The organism is Propioniciclava soli (assembly GCF_038502305.1).
In the GTDB taxonomy this organism is placed as follows: domain Bacteria; phylum Actinomycetota; class Actinomycetes; order Propionibacteriales; family Propionibacteriaceae; genus Propioniciclava; species Propioniciclava soli.
Genome location: NZ_CP115965.1, coordinates 888,218 through 905,542 on the forward strand (window position 1 = coordinate 888,218; position 17,325 = coordinate 905,542).

General features: G+C 70.0%; 10 protein-coding genes and 1 pseudogene. 5 read left to right on the forward strand and 6 right to left on the reverse strand.

The features are described 5' to 3' along the window. Window positions 1-124 precede the first annotated feature (124 nt). On the reverse strand, window positions 125-1,141 hold the full coding sequence (locus PCC79_RS04045) for a LacI family DNA-binding transcriptional regulator (protein WP_342373090.1): 1,017 nt from the start codon (window positions 1,139-1,141) through the stop codon (window positions 125-127). Between the two features lie 370 nt (window positions 1,142-1,511). Between PCC79_RS04045 and PCC79_RS04050 the strand changes: the two genes are divergently transcribed. Beyond that, window positions 1,512-3,839, forward strand: a complete 2,328-nt coding sequence (locus PCC79_RS04050) for a beta-glucosidase family protein (protein ID WP_342373091.1) — start codon at window positions 1,512-1,514, stop codon at window positions 3,837-3,839. Window positions 3,840-3,955: 116 nt separating this feature from the next. Then, on the forward strand, window positions 3,956-6,862 hold the full coding sequence (locus PCC79_RS04055; protein ID WP_342373092.1) for a discoidin domain-containing protein: 2,907 nt from the start codon (window positions 3,956-3,958) through the stop codon (window positions 6,860-6,862). A 23-nt stretch (window positions 6,863-6,885) separates the two neighbouring features. On the opposite strand, the gene PCC79_RS04060 is transcribed toward PCC79_RS04055, so the two are convergent. The 3 genes and pseudogenes from PCC79_RS04060 to PCC79_RS04075 form a co-directional block, all read right to left on the reverse strand. After that, complete coding sequence (locus PCC79_RS04060; RefSeq protein ID WP_342373093.1) at window positions 6,886-7,860, reverse strand: LacI family DNA-binding transcriptional regulator; 975 nt, start codon at window positions 7,858-7,860, stop codon at window positions 6,886-6,888. 9 nt (window positions 7,861-7,869) lie between these two features. Beyond that, a pseudogene (locus PCC79_RS17390) lies at window positions 7,870-9,776 on the reverse strand (MFS transporter). 134 nt (window positions 9,777-9,910) lie between these two features. Beyond that, window positions 9,911-11,101, reverse strand: a complete 1,191-nt coding sequence (locus tag PCC79_RS04075; protein ID WP_342373096.1) for an MFS transporter — start codon at window positions 11,099-11,101, stop codon at window positions 9,911-9,913. Window positions 11,102-11,207: 106 nt separating this feature from the next. Between PCC79_RS04075 and PCC79_RS04080 the strand changes: the two genes are divergently transcribed. Together PCC79_RS04080 and PCC79_RS04085 are read left to right on the forward strand one after the other, a co-directional pair. Then, window positions 11,208-11,633 (forward strand): pyridoxamine 5'-phosphate oxidase family protein, encoded by a 426-nt coding sequence (locus tag PCC79_RS04080; protein WP_232549956.1) that lies wholly within the window; start codon window positions 11,208-11,210, stop codon window positions 11,631-11,633. Window positions 11,634-11,693: 60 nt separating this feature from the next. Then, window positions 11,694-12,470: a VOC family protein gene (locus PCC79_RS04085; RefSeq protein ID WP_232549955.1), complete on the forward strand. Its 777-nt coding sequence runs from the start codon at window positions 11,694-11,696 to the stop codon at window positions 12,468-12,470. On the opposite strand, the gene PCC79_RS04090 is transcribed toward PCC79_RS04085, so the two are convergent. Further along, window positions 12,467-13,273 (reverse strand): SRPBCC family protein, encoded by an 807-nt coding sequence (locus tag PCC79_RS04090; protein WP_342373097.1) that lies wholly within the window; start codon window positions 13,271-13,273, stop codon window positions 12,467-12,469. The genes PCC79_RS04085 and PCC79_RS04090 overlap by 4 nt on opposite strands. Before the next feature lie 128 nt (window positions 13,274-13,401). Here PCC79_RS04090 and PCC79_RS04095 point away from each other — a divergent pair, with 128 nt between their 5' ends. After that, window positions 13,402-14,670: a serine hydrolase domain-containing protein gene (locus PCC79_RS04095; protein ID WP_342373098.1), complete on the forward strand. Its 1,269-nt coding sequence runs from the start codon at window positions 13,402-13,404 to the stop codon at window positions 14,668-14,670. A gap of 34 nt (window positions 14,671-14,704) precedes the next feature. Here PCC79_RS04095 and PCC79_RS04100 read toward each other — a convergent pair whose 3' ends face one another. Continuing rightward, window positions 14,705-17,257: a glycoside hydrolase family 2 protein gene (locus tag PCC79_RS04100; RefSeq protein ID WP_232549952.1), complete on the reverse strand. Its 2,553-nt coding sequence runs from the start codon at window positions 17,255-17,257 to the stop codon at window positions 14,705-14,707. Between the last annotated feature and the right edge of the window lie 68 nt (window positions 17,258-17,325).

A 17,325-nucleotide genomic window follows, 5' to 3' on the forward strand; every position in this document is an offset into this window, starting at 1 on the left:
GCCTCCGTGGCCCGGTGGTTGGCTCATCACCCACGCTAGAGGGCTGGCTCCCTTTTCGTCAACCGATTCACGTAAATCGGTTGACGGAAATTTTGGAGAGGTGGGGCCGCGTTCGGGAGGGCGGTCAGCGAGGTGCAGCCGTGCTGCGTCGCACGCGCAGCGCGGGGCTGAAGCACTCGTGCTTGGCCTCGGTGCGGCCGTTGATCCGTTCCAGCAGCAGGGAGATGGCGACGCGTCCGACGTCCGTGCCCCGGTGGTCCACCGTGGTCAGGGAGACGAGCGGGTGGCCGGCAAGTTCGATGTTGTCGTAACCGACGACCGACAGGTCGGACGCCCCGAGGCCCAGGTCGGCTGCCGCGCGCAACACGCCGAGCGCCATGGCGTCATGGCCGGCGAAGATCGCGGTCGGCGGATCGTCGGAGCCCAGGAGGCGACTCGTCGCGGCGACGGCACCACGTTCGGTGCTGGGGGCGTACTCCACCACGGGTCGCAGCCCCGCGGCGCGCATGCGCTCCACGTACCGGTCCCGCCGAAAAACGTGCGGAGCCTCCGCGGTGGGTGGGTCGATCGTGAGGTGCGTGATCCGGGTGTGACCCAGACCGAGCAGGTGGTCCATGACGAGATCGGCGCCCGCCGCGTCGTCACTGACGACGGTGTCGAAGGCCTGGGGGCGGCTGTGGCGTCCGAGCACCACCATCGGCGTGTGCTGGGCCAGCGTCTCGATCGCCTCGGTGGGCATGTCGGAGGCGATCGCGATGATGCCGTCCACCTGCCGGTCGACGAGTGATTCGAGGATCTCCGTGGCGCTGAGGCGGCCCAGGCCGGGGACGATCACCAGTTGGTAGGGCGAGCCGGCCAGCTGCTCGGCCGCCCCCTCGACGACGAGGGTCTGCAACTCCTGGCCCAGGTGCGGTGTCTCCAGCCCGATCGTGAAGCTCTGGCCCCGCATGACGCGCGCGGCGACCCGAGGGCGGTAGCCCAGCTGGGCGATGGCCTTCTCGACGCGGGCCCGCATGGCGGGGCTCACGCCGTAGGCATCGCGGATCACCTTGGACACCGCACCCTTCGACACGCCGGCGGCGTTGGCGACGTCCGTCATCGTCGGGCGTCGGGGCGGCAGGGCCGTCCTCTCCTGGGTCATGAGCTCCTTCACTGGTTGGTCGGCGCCGTCACCCCGGGTGGACGCTGCTTCGCGGCAACCCTAGTTCGGTGGCCATGTGTGTGCGGGAGGACACGCGTGTGGTGCCCCCGTGAGGCGGCGCCGTCCGTGCGCCATGGCGTCAGCCGGTTGATCGCGTGCGGCAGCACGGTAGAACCAGGCTCGCTCCACGTCAACGACCCGCGGCATCTTCTGTGAACCGGTTGATGACGCGGGCCGGGGCACGCCTACGCTGTGCTCGCGGTGACGTACCCCGGTTCACAGCACGAGCGGCTCGCCGACAGCGGCGACCGCGGAACACGGTGGGTACGGAAGGTCTCCGCCCATCCGGCACACGTTCAAGGAGGAACTGATGAGGACGGAAGAACACGCGGTGCATCGACATCGCACGCGCACCCGGGCAGTGGTGGGGGGCGGCCTCGCCGCATTGATGGCCGTCTCGGGGGCCGCGCTGGCGACGCCGCCGGCCCAGGCGGCGCCCGCGGTGGCCTGCCCGTGGGCGGACCCCACGAAGTCACCGGAGGAGCGGGCCAACCTGCTGCTCGACGCGTCCACGCTCGACCAACAGATGCGCTGGCTCAGCGAGGTGACCGCCAACGACCCCAGCATCACGGTGACCCCGACCGCCGGTGGGCTGGGGCAGCCCAACGGGCCCTCGGTGACGTATGCCCCGTCGGTCGCGTGCGTGAAGTTCAATGGCGACACCGACGGCCCCTGGGGCATCGCCTACGTCGGCGGTACCACGGCCTTCCCGGTGCCCGTCTCCCAGGCCGCGAGCTGGAGCCTGGACCTGACGGCACAGAAGGGCAAGGCCATGGCCGACGAGGCGTGGCGCAAGCAGTACGACGCCCTGTTCGCCCCCGGAATCGACATCGTGAGGCACCCGTGGAACGGCCGGAATGCCGAGTATCTGGGGGAGGATCCCTATCTCGCCGGCAAGATCTCGGCGGCGTGGGTCAACTCGCTGGACGACAACCCCGGTCAGCCGGTCGCCGCGGTGCTCAAGCACTTCCTCGGCAACACCCAGGAGCTCGACCGGGCGGCGAGCTCGTCCAACATCGATGACCGCACGCTGCGTCAGGTCTACGGCCTGCCCTACGAGATCACGATGAAGGAGAGCGACCCCGCGGGCGTGATGTGCGCCTTCAACCAGCTCAACGGCGTCTGGTCGTGTGAGAACCCCGAGCTGTTGACCCAGTACCTCCGCAACGAGCTGAACTTCGAGGGCTTCGTTCTCACCGACAATGGGGCACAGAAGTCCACCGCCGCGTCGCTCGACGCCGGGCTGTCCCAGGAACTGGGGCTGCCGTACTGGTTCACCCCGGACCGGCTGCACGCGGCGTTGGACGCGGACGAGATCACGGAGTCCCAGATCCGCGAGGCCGCCTTCCGGGTGCTGCGCGAGAAGTACGACAAGGGGCTCCAAGATCACGACCTCCCCACCTCCGGGCGCTGGGAGGACCAGCGGACGGAGGAAGCGAACGCGATCGCCCGCGAGATGGCCGACCAGGGTTCGGTGCTGCTCAAGAACGACAAGCAGACCCTGCCACTGAAGCTGCGCAACAAGACGATCGCCGTGATCGGCCCGACGGCGTCCAACACCCCGACCAACGGCATCAGCGCCAAGTCGGTGTGCTCGTCGCTCCTGTTCGGGGTGGCAGGGACCGGCCTGGCCGTGGACTGCGACCCCGTCGCACCTCTGGACTCGATCACCCAGCGGGCCGCTCAGGACGGGAACACGGTGACGTTCAACGACGGCAGCGATCTCGCTTCCGCCGCCGCGACCGCTGCGGCCGCTGACGTCGCGATCGTCTTCGGCCACAACCAGGCGGGGGAGTACTTCGACCTGGACAGCCTGAACCTACACAGCAACGGGGATGCCCTCATCGCTGCGGTGGCGAAGGCGAACCGCAAGACGGTCGTCATTCTCGAAACGTCGGGGGCCGTCCTGATGCCGTGGCTCGACCAGGTGCCGTCCGTCCTCGAGGTCTGGTGGCCCGGTCAGGCGGGTGGCGACAGCATCGCCGCCCTTCTCTTCGGCGACGTGAACCCGTCGGGCAAGCTCCCGGTGACGTTCCCCAGGCGCCTGGAAGATCTGCCCACGGGCGTTCCGGAGAACGACCAGTATCCCGGCGTGTTCGCCGACGGTTCGACGACGCGGCCGGCCGGCTCGGACGAGATCCGGCAGGTCAACTACTCCGAGGGGTTGCAGGTCGGCTACAAGTGGTACGACGAGCAGGGCATCGAGCCGATGTTCGAGTTCGGCCACGGCCTGTCCTACACCACCTTCGGCTACGACAAGCTGAAGCTCACGACGTCAACCAGCAAGGACGGCGTGGTGCGCACCAAGGTGCAGTTCACGGTGACGAACCGCGGCAAGGTCGCGGGCACCGAGATCCCGCAGGTCTACCTGACGTTGCCCAACGGAGCGCATGAACCCGGCAAGCGCCTGGTCGGCTTCGACCGCATCACGCTCGCTGCGGGGCAGAGCAAGCAGGTGGAGCTCATGATCGACTCCACCGATGCCAACCACCCGTTCTCGGTGTGGGAAACCAAGGGGCGCGTCGGCTGGCGCACCTACAACGGCAAGTACGGCGTGTCGGTTGGCTCGTCCTCGCGTGACCTGCCCCTCTCGGGCACCATCCACGTCACGGGCGTGTCCCGAGGCAAGAACAAGTAGGAAACCCGGGGGGCGGCGAGGATCAGCATCCTCGCCGCCCTCCGGCGTCCTGTCACCAGGTCGCCACAGCCGTGAACGGTTGTCACCCCATCCCCCACCCGCAAGGAGAACGTGTCATGCTTCGCCGCACCCCCACCGGGCCCTCGACCACGACGGTGATGGTGGGCATGACAGCCACGCTGGGGGTGACGGCGCTGTTGGGGGCGTCCGTCTTGTGGGGGGACCCCGGGCTCCGCGCGGCGCCGGCGACCACCGGCGCCCCGGCGCGTCACCCCCTCACGTCGACCGACTTCATCAAGGCGAACGGGACCGTCCTGCGGACGGATTCCGGGGCCGGAGCGGCCATCAACCTCCGCGGAACCAATCTCGGCGGCTGGCTCGTGCAGGAGGACTGGATGTCTCCGCTCGGCGAGTTCGCGCTCGATCGCGGCGGCTGGACGGTGACGGCGTCCACCGGCTCCCACGCCTCCGCCACCGTGGACGGGGAGCAGGCGACCCACTGGTCCACATCCGGCCCCCAGCGTGCCGGTGACCAGATCCGCGTCGACCTCCGTCAGCCGACCTGGGTCAACCGCGTCACCCTCGGCACCGACCGGGTGGGCGAGCACCCCCGCCGCCTCGCGGTGGAGACCTCCTCGGACGGTCAGACCTGGACCAATGTGGCGCAGCAGGGGGGCACGGATCAGGAGACGGTCGTGCGCTTCGGGCTGCAGAAGACCCGCTTCCTGAGGCTCGTCGCCGTGGACCTGGACGCGGCGCCCTGGTCGATCAGCGAGCTCAATCTCTTCAACGATCCCGTGGCGCACGACGCCGGCTGGACGGCGCAGGCGTCCGCGACCGCCACCGGGACGACGCCCGCCGCCGCTGTCGACGGCGACCCGACCACCGCCTGGCAGTCCGGTGTTCCGCAGGCGCCCGGCCAAGCCCTCACTATCGACATGCAGCGAGTCATCCAGATGGACCGGCTCCTCCTGGACGCCGGCAGCGCGGCCCCGGACGACTTCGCGCGCAGCTGGGAGATCCTCACCTCCACCGACAACGTGACCTTCGAACACGCCGCCAGCGGCTTCGGATCCGGGCGGACGACGCTCGTGGACTTCCAGGGGTGGAAGTGGGGCCGCTATCTCCGCATCGTCAACCACGCCACCGCGCCGCAGTGGTGGTCGGTCGCCGACGTCGCGGTCTACACCGGCAACCAGATGGACCGCGCCGGCTGGCAGATCTCGGCGTCCGAGGGGCAGGCCCCCGAACGCGTGATCGACGGCGACGTCGGCACTCGCTGGTCCACCGGCTCCCCCCAGCGGGACGGCCAGCACATCACCGTTGACCTGGGTGCCCTGACGACGCTGAACAGCGTGGCCCTCGAAGCGGCCGAGAACATGCCGGACGAGGGCGACTGGCCCCGTGGGTACCGCGTCGAGACGTCTCGGGACGGTGCTACGTGGACCACTGCGGCGAGCGGGCAGGGCACGTTCCGGGCCACGTCCATCGCCTTTCCGGCCCGCGCGACGCGCTACCTGCGCGTGGTGCAGACCGGCACGGCGGCGCAGTGGTGGTCCATCGGCGAGCTGACGGCCGGCCTCTACAGCGACGACTACGCGCTCCACGACACGCTGACCCAACGGCTGGGGACGGACGCGGCGCAGCGCGTCCTCGACACCCATCAGGCGACCTGGATCACCGAGGCCGACCTCGACACCATCGCCGGGCTCGGGCTCACCTTCGTGCGCGTCCCGATGGGCTGGACCACCTTCGTGAACCCAGACGGCTCCTGGAAGGCCCAGCCGTTCGACCGGCTGGACTGGATCGTGAGGGAAGCCGGCGAGCGAGGGCTGTACGTGCTGCTGGACCTGCACACCGTGCCCGGGGGCGGGTGCCCGTGGGCGAGCTGCGGCAAGGTCGGGCCGAGCCCCAACGGCTTCTGGGGATCCTCCGACGCACAGCAACTGTCCGTCGACATCTGGACGGCCGTGGCAGCGCGCTACCGCGGCAACCCGGCGGTGGCTGGCTATGACCTGATCAACGAGCCCCTCATCGACATGAGTGAGGACGCCGACGACGTCCGGCAGAAGAACGACCTGTTCGACCGGCTCTACGACGCCGTCCGCGCCGTCGACCCAGACCACGTGGTGGTGCTGCCCGCCTTCTTCGACCTCAACGCCATCGCCCACCCGCGTGAGTACGGGTGGACCAACGTCATGTACCAGTTCCACCCCTACGACATGTCGGCCCCCAAGGACTGGGCGGCGCAGGAGCGTCTGGTCGCGAACGAACTGGACGCCATTCCCGACCGGCACGCCGCCGTCGGCGTCCCCCTGCTCAAGGGCGAGTTCTCGCTGTACCACAACGACGACCTATGGGCCCGCTTCCTGGCGGGCATGAACGCCCAGGGCGTCTCCTGGTCGAACTGGGCCTACAAGGTCAAGGGCTCGGCCGAGTCCGGCTTCGCCTACTGGGGCCTCCACCACGGCAACGCCCACCCCGTGCCAGTGCACAACAGCGACAGCGAGGCCACCATGAAGGCCAAGCTGCGGGCGTTCGGGACGGAGAACTTCACGGCCAACGCTGCCTTCCACCGGACGGTCGCGCGGTACGCGACGGGGCGCGCCTCGTACGCGCCGGTCGAGATCCCGCACTCCGGCTGGCGGGTGACCGCCTCGTCATCCCCCGCGGGTCTGGAACCGGAACGCGGCATCGACGGCTCCAACGACGAGGGGTGGTACACCGGGGCGGACATGGCCGGAGGAGAGTGGTTCCAGATCGACATGGGCACCGTGCACCCGGTCGCGATGGTGACGCTCCAGACGCCTCGGCGCTCGCCCCGCGACTACCCGCGCGGCTTCGACATCGAGGTGTCCACCGACGGCATCTCGTGGCAGCGCGTCGCGCGCAGCGTCGCCTTCGGATGGAAGCGTCCGATCGCCATCGAGCCCACCACCGCGCGGTACCTCCGGATCACGCAGACCGGTGCAGCGCCCCAGTGGTGGAGCATCGACGACGTCGCGGTCTACGCGTCGTACTGAAGGCTCGGGGGAGCGGCTCCGGCCTAGACGGAGGCCCCCTCGACGAGGCGCAGCGCCGACGCGGACGGCGTCGGCGCCTCACCCTCCAGGCCGAGCGCGCGCAGGACGCTCGCCGCACCCGTGGCCGCGGCATCGCTGAGGTCGTACTCGAGGGTGGTCAGTCGGGGCACGGTCACCTGCGACACGGGCGTGCGGTCCATTCCGATGACGGCGACGTCGCCCGGTACGTCCCAGCCCCGCAGCTGCGCGGCGTTCATGAGGCTGATCGCGACGTCGTCGTTGTAGCAGGCGATGGCGATGCCCGGCGGCCGGAGCCGGTCGAGAGCACCGAGGGCCTCGTCGATGTGGATGGCCAGGCCCACCACCTCGATGTCGGGCAGTCCTGCCTCCAGGGCGGCCTGGCGGACGCCGTCCTCGCGGGCCGCGCCGAACGGATCCTGGCGGGAGTCGGCGAGGTGGGCGAACGCGAGCCGTCGGTGGCCGCGGGAAATGAGGGTCTCGGCCTGGAGGCGTCCGATCAGCGCATCCTGACCCGCCCGTGCTGCACTGGGCGGATCCACCGCCACAACTCCGTTCCGGGCCAGCACAGCCCGTTCGGCCGCGCGGAAGGGAGTGAAGGCCAGCACCGCGGCGGGCTGCATCTGCGAGACGAGTCGGTCCAGGACGTCCACACTGGCTGTCGTCACACCCAGCACGAGGGTGAACCCCTGCGCGGCGAGGGTGGCCGTCAGGCGCTCGAACCAGTCTTGCAGGTTGCCGCCGAACGTCGTGTTCGGGATGAGGGCGAGCACGAAGTCGCTGGAGCCGCGCCGCAACGCACGGCCAGCGGCCGAGGGCTGGTAGCCCAGCTGGCGGGCGGCCCGGGTCACCTTCTGCGCGGTCTGCGGGGCGAAGCGGTCGGCGTGTCCGTTGAGAACCTGGCTCACGGTGGCGCGAGAGACGCCGGCCAGGACGGCGACGTCGTTGCTTGTCGCGCGAGCACGGTCAGCCTGCGTCACGGCGCCACCCTACCCCTGCCGATCGGGCGGCAGCGGGGTGATGATCAGCGGGCGGGGGCACCTTGGCCAGCCGTGAGCGAAACGGTGGCGGTGCCGAACGAAGCGCCCTGGGCGTGGCCGACTCCGCGATCTCGTTGCCGAGGGAATCCTGGATGACCGAGGGCCGGCCCGGTCCTTGGCGATCATCGCGTCGGCGTCGCGACGCCACTCGTCGCGGAATCGGTCCGATCCGTCGCCGGCGGTCACCTCACGGCCGTCCACGAGCACACGGGTGTCGCCCTGGAGGCCCTGGAAGAGACTGCGCCCGACGGCGCCGGCGTGCGCGGATCGTTGCTCGCCGATCATGGCGTCGTGAGGGACGACGACGGGCGTGTCCATCGACTCCGGAGTGCGTCGGAAGGTCCATCCGGTGTGGAACATGGTGCTGGTCATGGCAGGCGATGTCCTCGAAGAGGGGTGGGGGAAGGGGCAGGGGGCTCCGACCGTGAGGGTGCTGCTGCTGGCGTGGACGCCGGCGGCGAGGTCCCGCTGGATGGCCGGGATGTGCTTCTCGAGCGTGTAGAAGAAGCTCAACCCGAGCATGGCCACGCTGACCAGCAACGGCATCAGGGAGTAGAGCTGGATGATGGCGGATTCAGCCGCCGCCGATTGCTGGCCCAGCGTGCCGTCGTAGCCCACAGCGGCCATGGCGAAGCCGACGAGGGCGGACGCGAGCCCGGAGCCCACCTTCGAGGCGAAGCTGGACAGGGAGTTGGTGACCGCGTCGATCCGCTTCCCGGTCTTCCACTCGCCGTACGTCATGGCCTGGATCATGAAAAATGCGACCAGCATCGTGATCACCGTCGTGAACGAGCCGAGCACCTGGCCGATGACGACCATGGGCAACGAGCGCGGGGCGAGGAAGACCATGAGGTACCCGACGATGGCGAGCACGAGGCCGATGCGCGCGAAGTTCATCGCCCCGATCGTGCGGACGGCGAGGGGGAACAGCAGGTAGACCACGGGCACGAGGATGCCCGCGGCGGACACCAGCGACATGAGGCCGACGTTGCCGAGGATGTAGTGAAGTAGTAGGTGCCGACGATCGCGCTGGCGGCGATCACGATGTTGGCCAGCAGCACCATGGCCGTGAAGATGAAGACAAACTTGTTCTGGAACAGGGCCCGGACCGTGGCGCCCAGGCCAAGGCGCTCCTCGGTGACGCGATCGGTGTCATCCTCGGGCAACTCCTTCACGGTGAAGAAGCGGATGAGCCCGATGATCATGAACGGAATGCCGTAGACCAGTGCGATCATCGTCCAGCCGCCGGGCTGGGTGCCCCAGGATGCCATCAGCTGGGGCAGCATGATGCTGCCGATCGCGGCCATGAAGATGATCAGGACGCCCTGCCGCGACAGGACCTTCGCGTGCTGCACCTCGCCGCGCACCGAGCGCTTGAGGTACACCGCTTCGGAGGCGTTCAGGAAGGTTGCGCACACGGAGTTGATCAGCGCGTACAGGACGAAGATGTACGTGGCCTGCCAGAACGTGCTCATCGCGGGCGTCGAGAAGATCGCCACGGTGAGCAGCCACAGCGGAATGATGAACAGCTCGTAGGGCCGCGCCTTTCCCCAGCGGGTGTTCGTCCGGTCGATGATGACGCCCGCGACGAGGTCGGTGAAGCCGTCGAAGAGCTTTGCGGCGAGGAACAGGACGCCGACGAGGCCCGGGGCGAGCCCGACCACGTCCGTGGAGTAGAACGTCAGCTGGAGCAGGACGATGACGTTGAGGGCGAGCGCGATGCCGCGGGTGGAGAATCGCAGCGAGAACGCCTTCGGCAGCGTGGTGTCCGTGGGGATCGCCGTCTGCAGGTCTGCGCCCACCAGCGTCTGCGCTGAGGCCGTGTGTCGTTCGGTCATGTTCTTCCATCTCTTCATCGAGCAAGCAGAGCCGCGTTATCACGTGGTAACGCCAGTGAAGCACGCGCATTACCACGTGTCAACCGTCGCCACCCAGCCCGAATGGGGGTGACGAGCGCGTTCGACGTCGACTGGCTGGCCCGCCGATGAACTCACTGGGGGGCAGGCGACTTCTCGTGCTCGGGCAGGGTCAGGGCTGGGGTGAGCAAGAGGCCCAGCAACGCGGCCGCTGGGATGACGATCAAGGCCCAGCGCAGGTCGACTGCTTGCGCCACCAGCCCGATCAGCGGCGGGCCGACGAAGAAGCCGAGACGCATGAGCCACGTCACGAAGGTCAGGCCGTTGCCCTGCAACATTCCGGGGAGTTCGTCGGCGGCGTGCATGGTGCCCGGGATCGCCGTGGCGATGCCCCAGCCCGCGCACGCGAACCCGAGGATCGTCGTCGCTGGGGTGGGTAAGACCACCGCGACAGCCATGCCCAGCGCGGCGATGATGAATCCCTGGGTGACGGCCCCGCGCGCACCGATGCGGTTGGTCAGCGCGTCGCCGGTGAAGCGGCCGATCATCTGGGCCACCTGCAGCGCCACGAAGGCCATCCCCACCCAGAACGGTTCGACGGTGAACTGGCTGTCCATGTACACCGCTCCCCACGAGGCGCCGGAGTCCTCGATGAGGCCGGCCGACGCGCCCAGCAGGCCCAGGGCGATCAGGCGGGGCAGCCATCGACGCGGGATGCCCTTCGTCGGGGTGGCCGCGCCTTCCTCGACGGGGGAGGCGTCCGGTCCACGCAGCGCCAATGATCGCGCGACGAGCGCCAAGGCGCCGAAGAGCACCGAGGCGACAGCCGTCTGCACCCAGATCGGCACCCCACCCTGCAGGGCGATCGACCCCAGGAAGCCACCCACGACGGCGCCCACCGACCACCACCCGTGCAGGCCGTTGAGGATCGAGCGCCCGTAACCCTTCTGGACGCGCAGCCCGTGGGCGTTCATCGCAATGTCGGCGATGGAGTCCATGGCTGCCATGCCGCCGATGCCCGCGGCGAGCATCACCCAGTGTGAGGCGTTGCCGGAGAGGTTGAGGCATGCCAGGCCGATCAACGTGGCGGCGAGCCATACCCAAGGCGAGTGGAAGCGACGCATGAGGCGGGCGGTGAACAGGCCGGTGATGAGGCCGCCCAGCGGTCCGAGCGCAATGACCGCGCCCCACCCGAAGTCGCCGAGCCCGGTGATCTGCTTGAGCTCTGGGTAGCGAGGGAGCAGAGACGCCCAGCCGACGCCGTTGAGGATGAACATCAGCGTCACGGCCCAGCGGGCGCGCGTGAACTCGGCAGAAGGGTGCACCAGAAGGACGTTACCGATCTTCGCGGTGCTGTTCCCGGTGGTCACCCGCCGAGTTGGCCCCGGCGCGGCCATTGCCGTGCCGACGAGGGGCTGGTTAGGGTGCAGCATGGCTACCTGGACGATGAAGCAGCTCGCGGCGAAGATGCGTGGGCTCGACATGGCGATGCTCTCCACCCACACCTCGCGCGGGCACATCGCCAGCCGCCCGATGAGCAACAACGGCGAGGTCGACTATGACGGCTCGTCCCACTACTTCACGTGGGCGGAGTCGCGCATGGCGAAGGACATCGAGCGGGACGCGAAGGTCTCCATCGAGTTCCAACACGGCACGGGTGGGGACTTCCTCTTCGTCCAGGTACAGGGCACAGCTCAGCTGCTCACCTCCAAGAATGCGATGAAGGACCACTGGCACGCCGAACTCGACCGGTGGTTCACCGACGGGCTGGACACCGAGGGCCTGGTGATGATCCGGGTCGACGCCTCCCGCATCAGCTACTGGTCCGCCGACGGCGACGGCCAGATCACTCCCTGACCACGGCGCCGCCGGCGTGGCCGTTCGATCCACATCACGTCGCCCACCAGGAGAACAACCATGACCAGTTCGCCCGGAAAACCCATCTGGATCGATCTCGGGGTGCCCGACATCGAGGCCGCGAAGCGCTTCTACTCGGCCGTGTTCGGCTGGACCTACAGCGACGGCGGGGAGGAGTTCGGGCACTATCACCAGGTGTTCGTCGGCGGGGCGCTGGTCGGTGGCATGATGCAGCACCCGGACGCCACCCAGAACCAGCCGGTGTTCTGGAACGTGTACTTCGAGACCTCCGACACCCAGGCCACCCTGGCGCAGGTGACCCAGCACGGCGGGCAGGTGCTGGTGCCCGCCATGGGAGTGGGTGACCAGGGGACGATGGCGATTGCCGGTGCACCGTCCGGCGCCCAGTTCGGCCTGTGGCAACCCGGCACCCTGGCGGGCTTCGAGCCGGGCACCCACGGCACAGCCGTCTGGTTCGACACGCCGTCGCTGAACTTCGCTGCTGATGTCGCGTTCTACCAGTCGGTGTTGGGGTGGGACATCCGCTGCGCCGACGACGACCCGTCCTCCGGCTTCGCCACCGTCGGGCCCTACGAGTCGGCCACCATCGGGCTGTTCCACGGCACCGACATGGTGGGCCCGGACGGGCGGTCGACGTGGCGCGTGTTCTTCGCCGTGGACGACATGGACGCCGCCGTGGCGGCGATCGAGGCCGGTGGCGGTCAGGTGACCGACGGACCCGAGGACGTGTCCGAGGGCACGCAGCGCCAGCTCTGCGCGACCGCCGTGGACCCTGACGGAGCCGTCTTCCTGCTGCTGCAGACGGTCACGCGCTAACCCCCGGCCCCCCGTTTTTCGTCCACCAGCGTTCGCGCAAACGCATCGGGGTCGCGGACGCCCAGGGTGGCGGCCGGGTGCACCAGGACGCCGGTCGGGTCGAGGACCGCCACGGGTTCGTGGAAGCGCACGCACACCCCCGCGTCCGCGTTGGGGGTGAACGACACTCCGTGGTCGGCGAACGACAGGTGCGCCGGCCCTGCCGTCTTGAGCCAGCTGTAGTCACCGGTCAGGTGGGTGGAGGCCACGTTGGTGCGCGGGGTGACCAGCCGCCAGGGCCCGTAGGCCACGTACAGCCAGGACGGCCCCAGCTCGATCGTGCTGGTACGAGGGGTGACCCCGACCAGGCGTCCCGGCACCACGTGGGACGGGGCGAACACAAACGGGTGGGTCTGGACGTGCTCGGCAGCGGTCGCGACGGCGCCGGTCACCAGCCCGCGCAGCGCGGCCAGCGCGAACGGGCGATAGGGCTGGAGGGCCAGGCCAGGGACGCCCTCGGCGCGCATCGTCGCCCGGCTGCCCCCGCCCGGCGCGGGGAGGACGTCGTGGCTCAGCCGCACCGGCACGGGGCCGACCTGCACCGTCCACGCCCAGGACCGCAGTCGTGGGTCCACCCGGTCGACCCGGAAGCGGACGCTCACCCCACCCGGCCCGTACACCCGCCCCGTGCCACCGACGCCCAGCACGTCCGTGTCGGACGCCGTGGCCGCGATGTGGGGAGCCCAGTGGGGCCATGTCGCCGGTGTCAGGTAGCGCCGCCACACCTCGTCGGGTGACGCCGGCCCGCGGGCGTCGAGGATCACCCGGTCAGCGTAGCCGTCGTCGGCGCCGTCTCGACCAGGCTGGCGTCCCAGGTCGGGGCGCACCACTGGCGCGGCGCACGCTTGCCTTGGCAGGCTGGAGAACAGACCCCAACCCCGAGAGGTTCCCCATGCACCGTCGCATCCCCACCGTCGACCGTCTCGTCACCGTGTCGGTGGCGCTCGCCGCGTCCGTCGCGCTCGCCGCGCCGGCGTCCGCCGCACCCGTCGCGGCGCCTGCCGCGCTCAACCCGAACACCGTGGAGGTTCACCTCCAGCAGCAGATCAGAGAGGCCGCGCGCGAGGCGGGCATTCGTACGCGGCTCACCCCGCCCGGGCGGGCCACTCCTGGCACGCGTGCCATCGACGCCGGGCTGGCCAGCATGGTCTCCGACGGGGCCATTGGCGTGACAGGTCGCCTGGAGACCCCGACGCTGTCGTGGCGCGGCGCCGCGGGGCAACGCGACCTGGACCGGGGCGCGCCGGCGGGGGTCCAGGCTCGCTTCCGGGCCGCCAGCATCACCAAGCCCATGATCGCCACCCTGGTGTTGCAAGAGGTGGAGAAGGGGGTCTGGTCCCTCGACACCACCGCCAACGCGATCATCCCCGGCCTGTTCCCCGACCATCCCGATGTCACGCTGCTTCAGCTGCTCAGCCACACCGGTGGGGTGCCCAACGGCACGTCCGAGCTGCTCGCCAGCCAGGTCACGGACTGGGACTCGTGGGACCAGTTCATGGCCGCCATCAGCCGCGACTACACCGGGCAGGAGCACATCGACGCGGTGAACGCCGTGCCGTGGACGCCGGCCGGAGAGTTCCTCTACTCCAACGCCGGTTACGTCGCGCTCGGCATGCTGCTGGAGGCGCAGAACGGACGTCCGGTCGCCGAGCTGCTTCGCGACCGGGTGTGGCGCCCCGCCCGCATGCTGCACACCTCCTACCCGAGCGACTCCACCCTGCGCGGCCCCGTGCTGGCCGAGGACGCCTGGATCGGGACCGGCTGGCTGGAGCTTGAGGACTTCGACCCCGACTTCTTCCTCTCCGCCGGCGCCGTTGTCAGCACGACCGAGGACCTCAATCGTTTCACCCGCGCCCTGGTGCAGGGCCGGCTCGTCGACCGGTCGTTGGTCGACGTGATGGTCACCCCGGTCACCGAAGAATCCATCGAGTACGGCCTGGGCGTCTACCGCTTGCCCGACCCCTGCGCGCTGCCGGGGGAGGCCTTCCTCTACGGCCACGACGGCGCCAGCTTCGGCACGCTCAGCATGACGCTGACCTCCGAGGACGGCACCCGGCAGCTCAGCCTGGCCGCCACGGGGCGTGACCTCACCGACGTGGCGGGCCGTTGGGCCATGGGGGACGCCCTCGTGCCCATGCTGCGTGCGTCCTGCCCCAGCTGAGGCAGCGAGCGCGTTCTGCGCAGTCGTGCCGCCGTCACTGGTGGCGCTGGCCCTCGTCGCGCCCGGCGGGGCTCACCAGCTCGTTGACGCTGCGCAGGACGCCGCCGGGCAGGACGCCGTTCGGCAGCGCGAGGTCGTCGCTGCCGACGATGCGGAACGTGTGGACCTCGCCGGGCAGGAGCGTCACCAGGCCGGTGTCGGTGTGCGCGTCCGGCGCCAGCTTGTCCGGAAGGAGGCAAACGTCGCGCACCACGACGTCGGCGCTGGCGTCCAGCAGCCAGTCGTCGCCGTCGCGGCGCAGCGACGTCGTCCAGGTGGGCGGGGTGAGGGCGCTGTCCCGCGGCTCTGCGAAGAACCAGGCATCGCGGACGCCGCCGGCATCGGCCACCAGCACCTCGCCCGCCGGGTCTGCCGACGTGACGAGCTCGCCCGGCACCGCCTGGCGGGACGCCGAACGGGGCCTGACCGTCGCCTCCAGCTCGCGCTCGGCCACCGTCTGGCCCCGGAAGGTGATGCGGCGCAGCCGCACGATGGCCCGCCACGGGTCGGCGGTGTCGTTGACCAGGCACACCTCCAGCCCGGCGTCGACGGGCTGCATCGTCACCAGACGGGGTGCGAAGGCGTTCCGCATCGCGTGGAGGAGAGGCTTGGGCCGGCCGTCGCCGTCCACCGCAGCCCACGACGTCACCGGCCAACAGTCGTTCAGCTGCCACACCACGGCTCCGGTGTTGAGGGGGTGAAGCGACCGGAAGTGGGTGAGGGCGGCGCGCACGGCGGCGGCCTGGTTGTGCTGCATGGCCCAGTGCCAGTCCTCCATGGCGACCGGGACGCGAACATGGGGCACCAAGCCCTTCGTCAACTTCACCGCGCCCTCGAACGCCTTCTGGTGGGCCAGCATCCCCGGCGACTCGGGGGTGAGCGGGTCGTCGTGCACGGCCCGCGTCAGCGTCGTCCAGGCCGGCGGGCCCTGCCAGCCGAACTCGGCCACGAAGCGGGGCCGGACGGCGCGGTACCCCGTCCAGTCGCGGACGTTCCACATCTCCCACAGGTGGGTCGAGCCGTGTGCAGGGTCGTTCGGCGGCGCGTCCGCACCGTCCGGGCTGAACGGGCTGCCCGGCGTGTAGGGCAGGTGGGGCGCGTACTGCGCGACGAGGGCGGGCAGCAGGGTCCGGTAGTACCCCTCCCCCCACGTCTGGCCGTCGAGCACGCCCTGCCACCCCCAGGCTTCGTGGCCCATCAGGCACTCGTTGTTGCCGTTCAGAGCCACCAGCGACGCGTGGTGGGCGATGCGGAGCAGGTTGTCGCGCACCTCGGCTACCACGTTGGAGCGCAGCGGCTCCTCCTCCGCGTACGCCGCGCAGGCGAACAGGAAGTCCTGCCACGTCAGCACTCCGCGCTCGTCGCACAGGTCGTAGAAGTCATCGCTCTCGTAAAGGCCGCCACCCCAGACCCGGATGAGGTTGACGTGCGCGGACACGGCTTGGTCGATACGTGCGGCGTACCGCTCGCGGGTGACGCGGTGGGGGAAGGCGTCGTCGGTGATCCAGTTGACCCCCTTGACGTAGACGGGTTGTTCGTTGACGACCAGCGCGAAGGGGGCTCCGTCGGCGTCCGGGGTCGTGTCCCACCGCACGCTGCGGAACCCGACCCGGCGGGTGACGGCGTCCACCACCTGCAGGCCGTGGCGCAGCTCGACCGACACCGGGTACAGCCGCGGTTCCCCGTAGCCCACGGGCCACCAGCGTTCGACGTCCGGCAGGCGCAGCGACGCCTCGACGGCGGCACCCGTGACCGGGACGGCCAGCTCCTCGTCGGCGAGCCGGACCACCAGCTCCAGGCCGGCGGCCGCCAACTCCTCGCCGGTGCTCTCGACGCCCACGCGGACGGTCAGCACACCGTCGTCGCCCTCGAGCGTGGCGGTCGTGCGGGCATCGGTCAGCCGCGCCGTCCAGCTCTCCAGGCGCACCGGTCGCCACAACCCCGACGTCGCGGTCACCGGGCCCCAGTCCCAGCCGAAGCTCGACGCCATCGTGCGCACGGCGTTGTAGGGGAGGTCGTTCGCATGGGGGCGCGGCCCAAGGGCCATGGCCTGGGCGTTGGCGTGCCGCACGGGGCTCGCGAAGGTCACGACCAGGGTATTGGTGCCCTCGCGCAGCAGACCCGTCACGTCGTGGCACCACGTGCGGTGCATGTTGTCCGCGCTGAAAAGGTGCTCGCCGTTCAGGGCGACCCGGGCCACTGTGTCCAGCCCCTCGAAGACGAGTTCGTGACGCTGATCGTCACCCGGAGGGGCCCAGAACTCGGTGGTGTACTCCCAGTCGCTCAGGCCGATCCAGGCCGTCCCCGCCTCATGGTCGTCGAGGTACGGATCCGGAATCAGCCCCCCGGCGAGCAGGTCGGTGTGGACGCAGCCCGGCACGCGGGCCGGAACAGCGACGCCAGCGATTCCCGCCGGAACGGGGCCGCGCAGAGCCCGGACGCTCCAGCCGTCGTGCAGGTCGAGCCGCGCGACGGCGGTGGGCACTGACCTGCCCGGGGGCGGGGAGACCGGTGCCGGCTCGGGGGGCGTGGGCGGAGGCGGTGTCACGGCGAAGCCCTTCTGAGCCTGGATGGTCGGATCTTGCCACGGAGATCAGGGCGGAGGTGCTCCTGCCG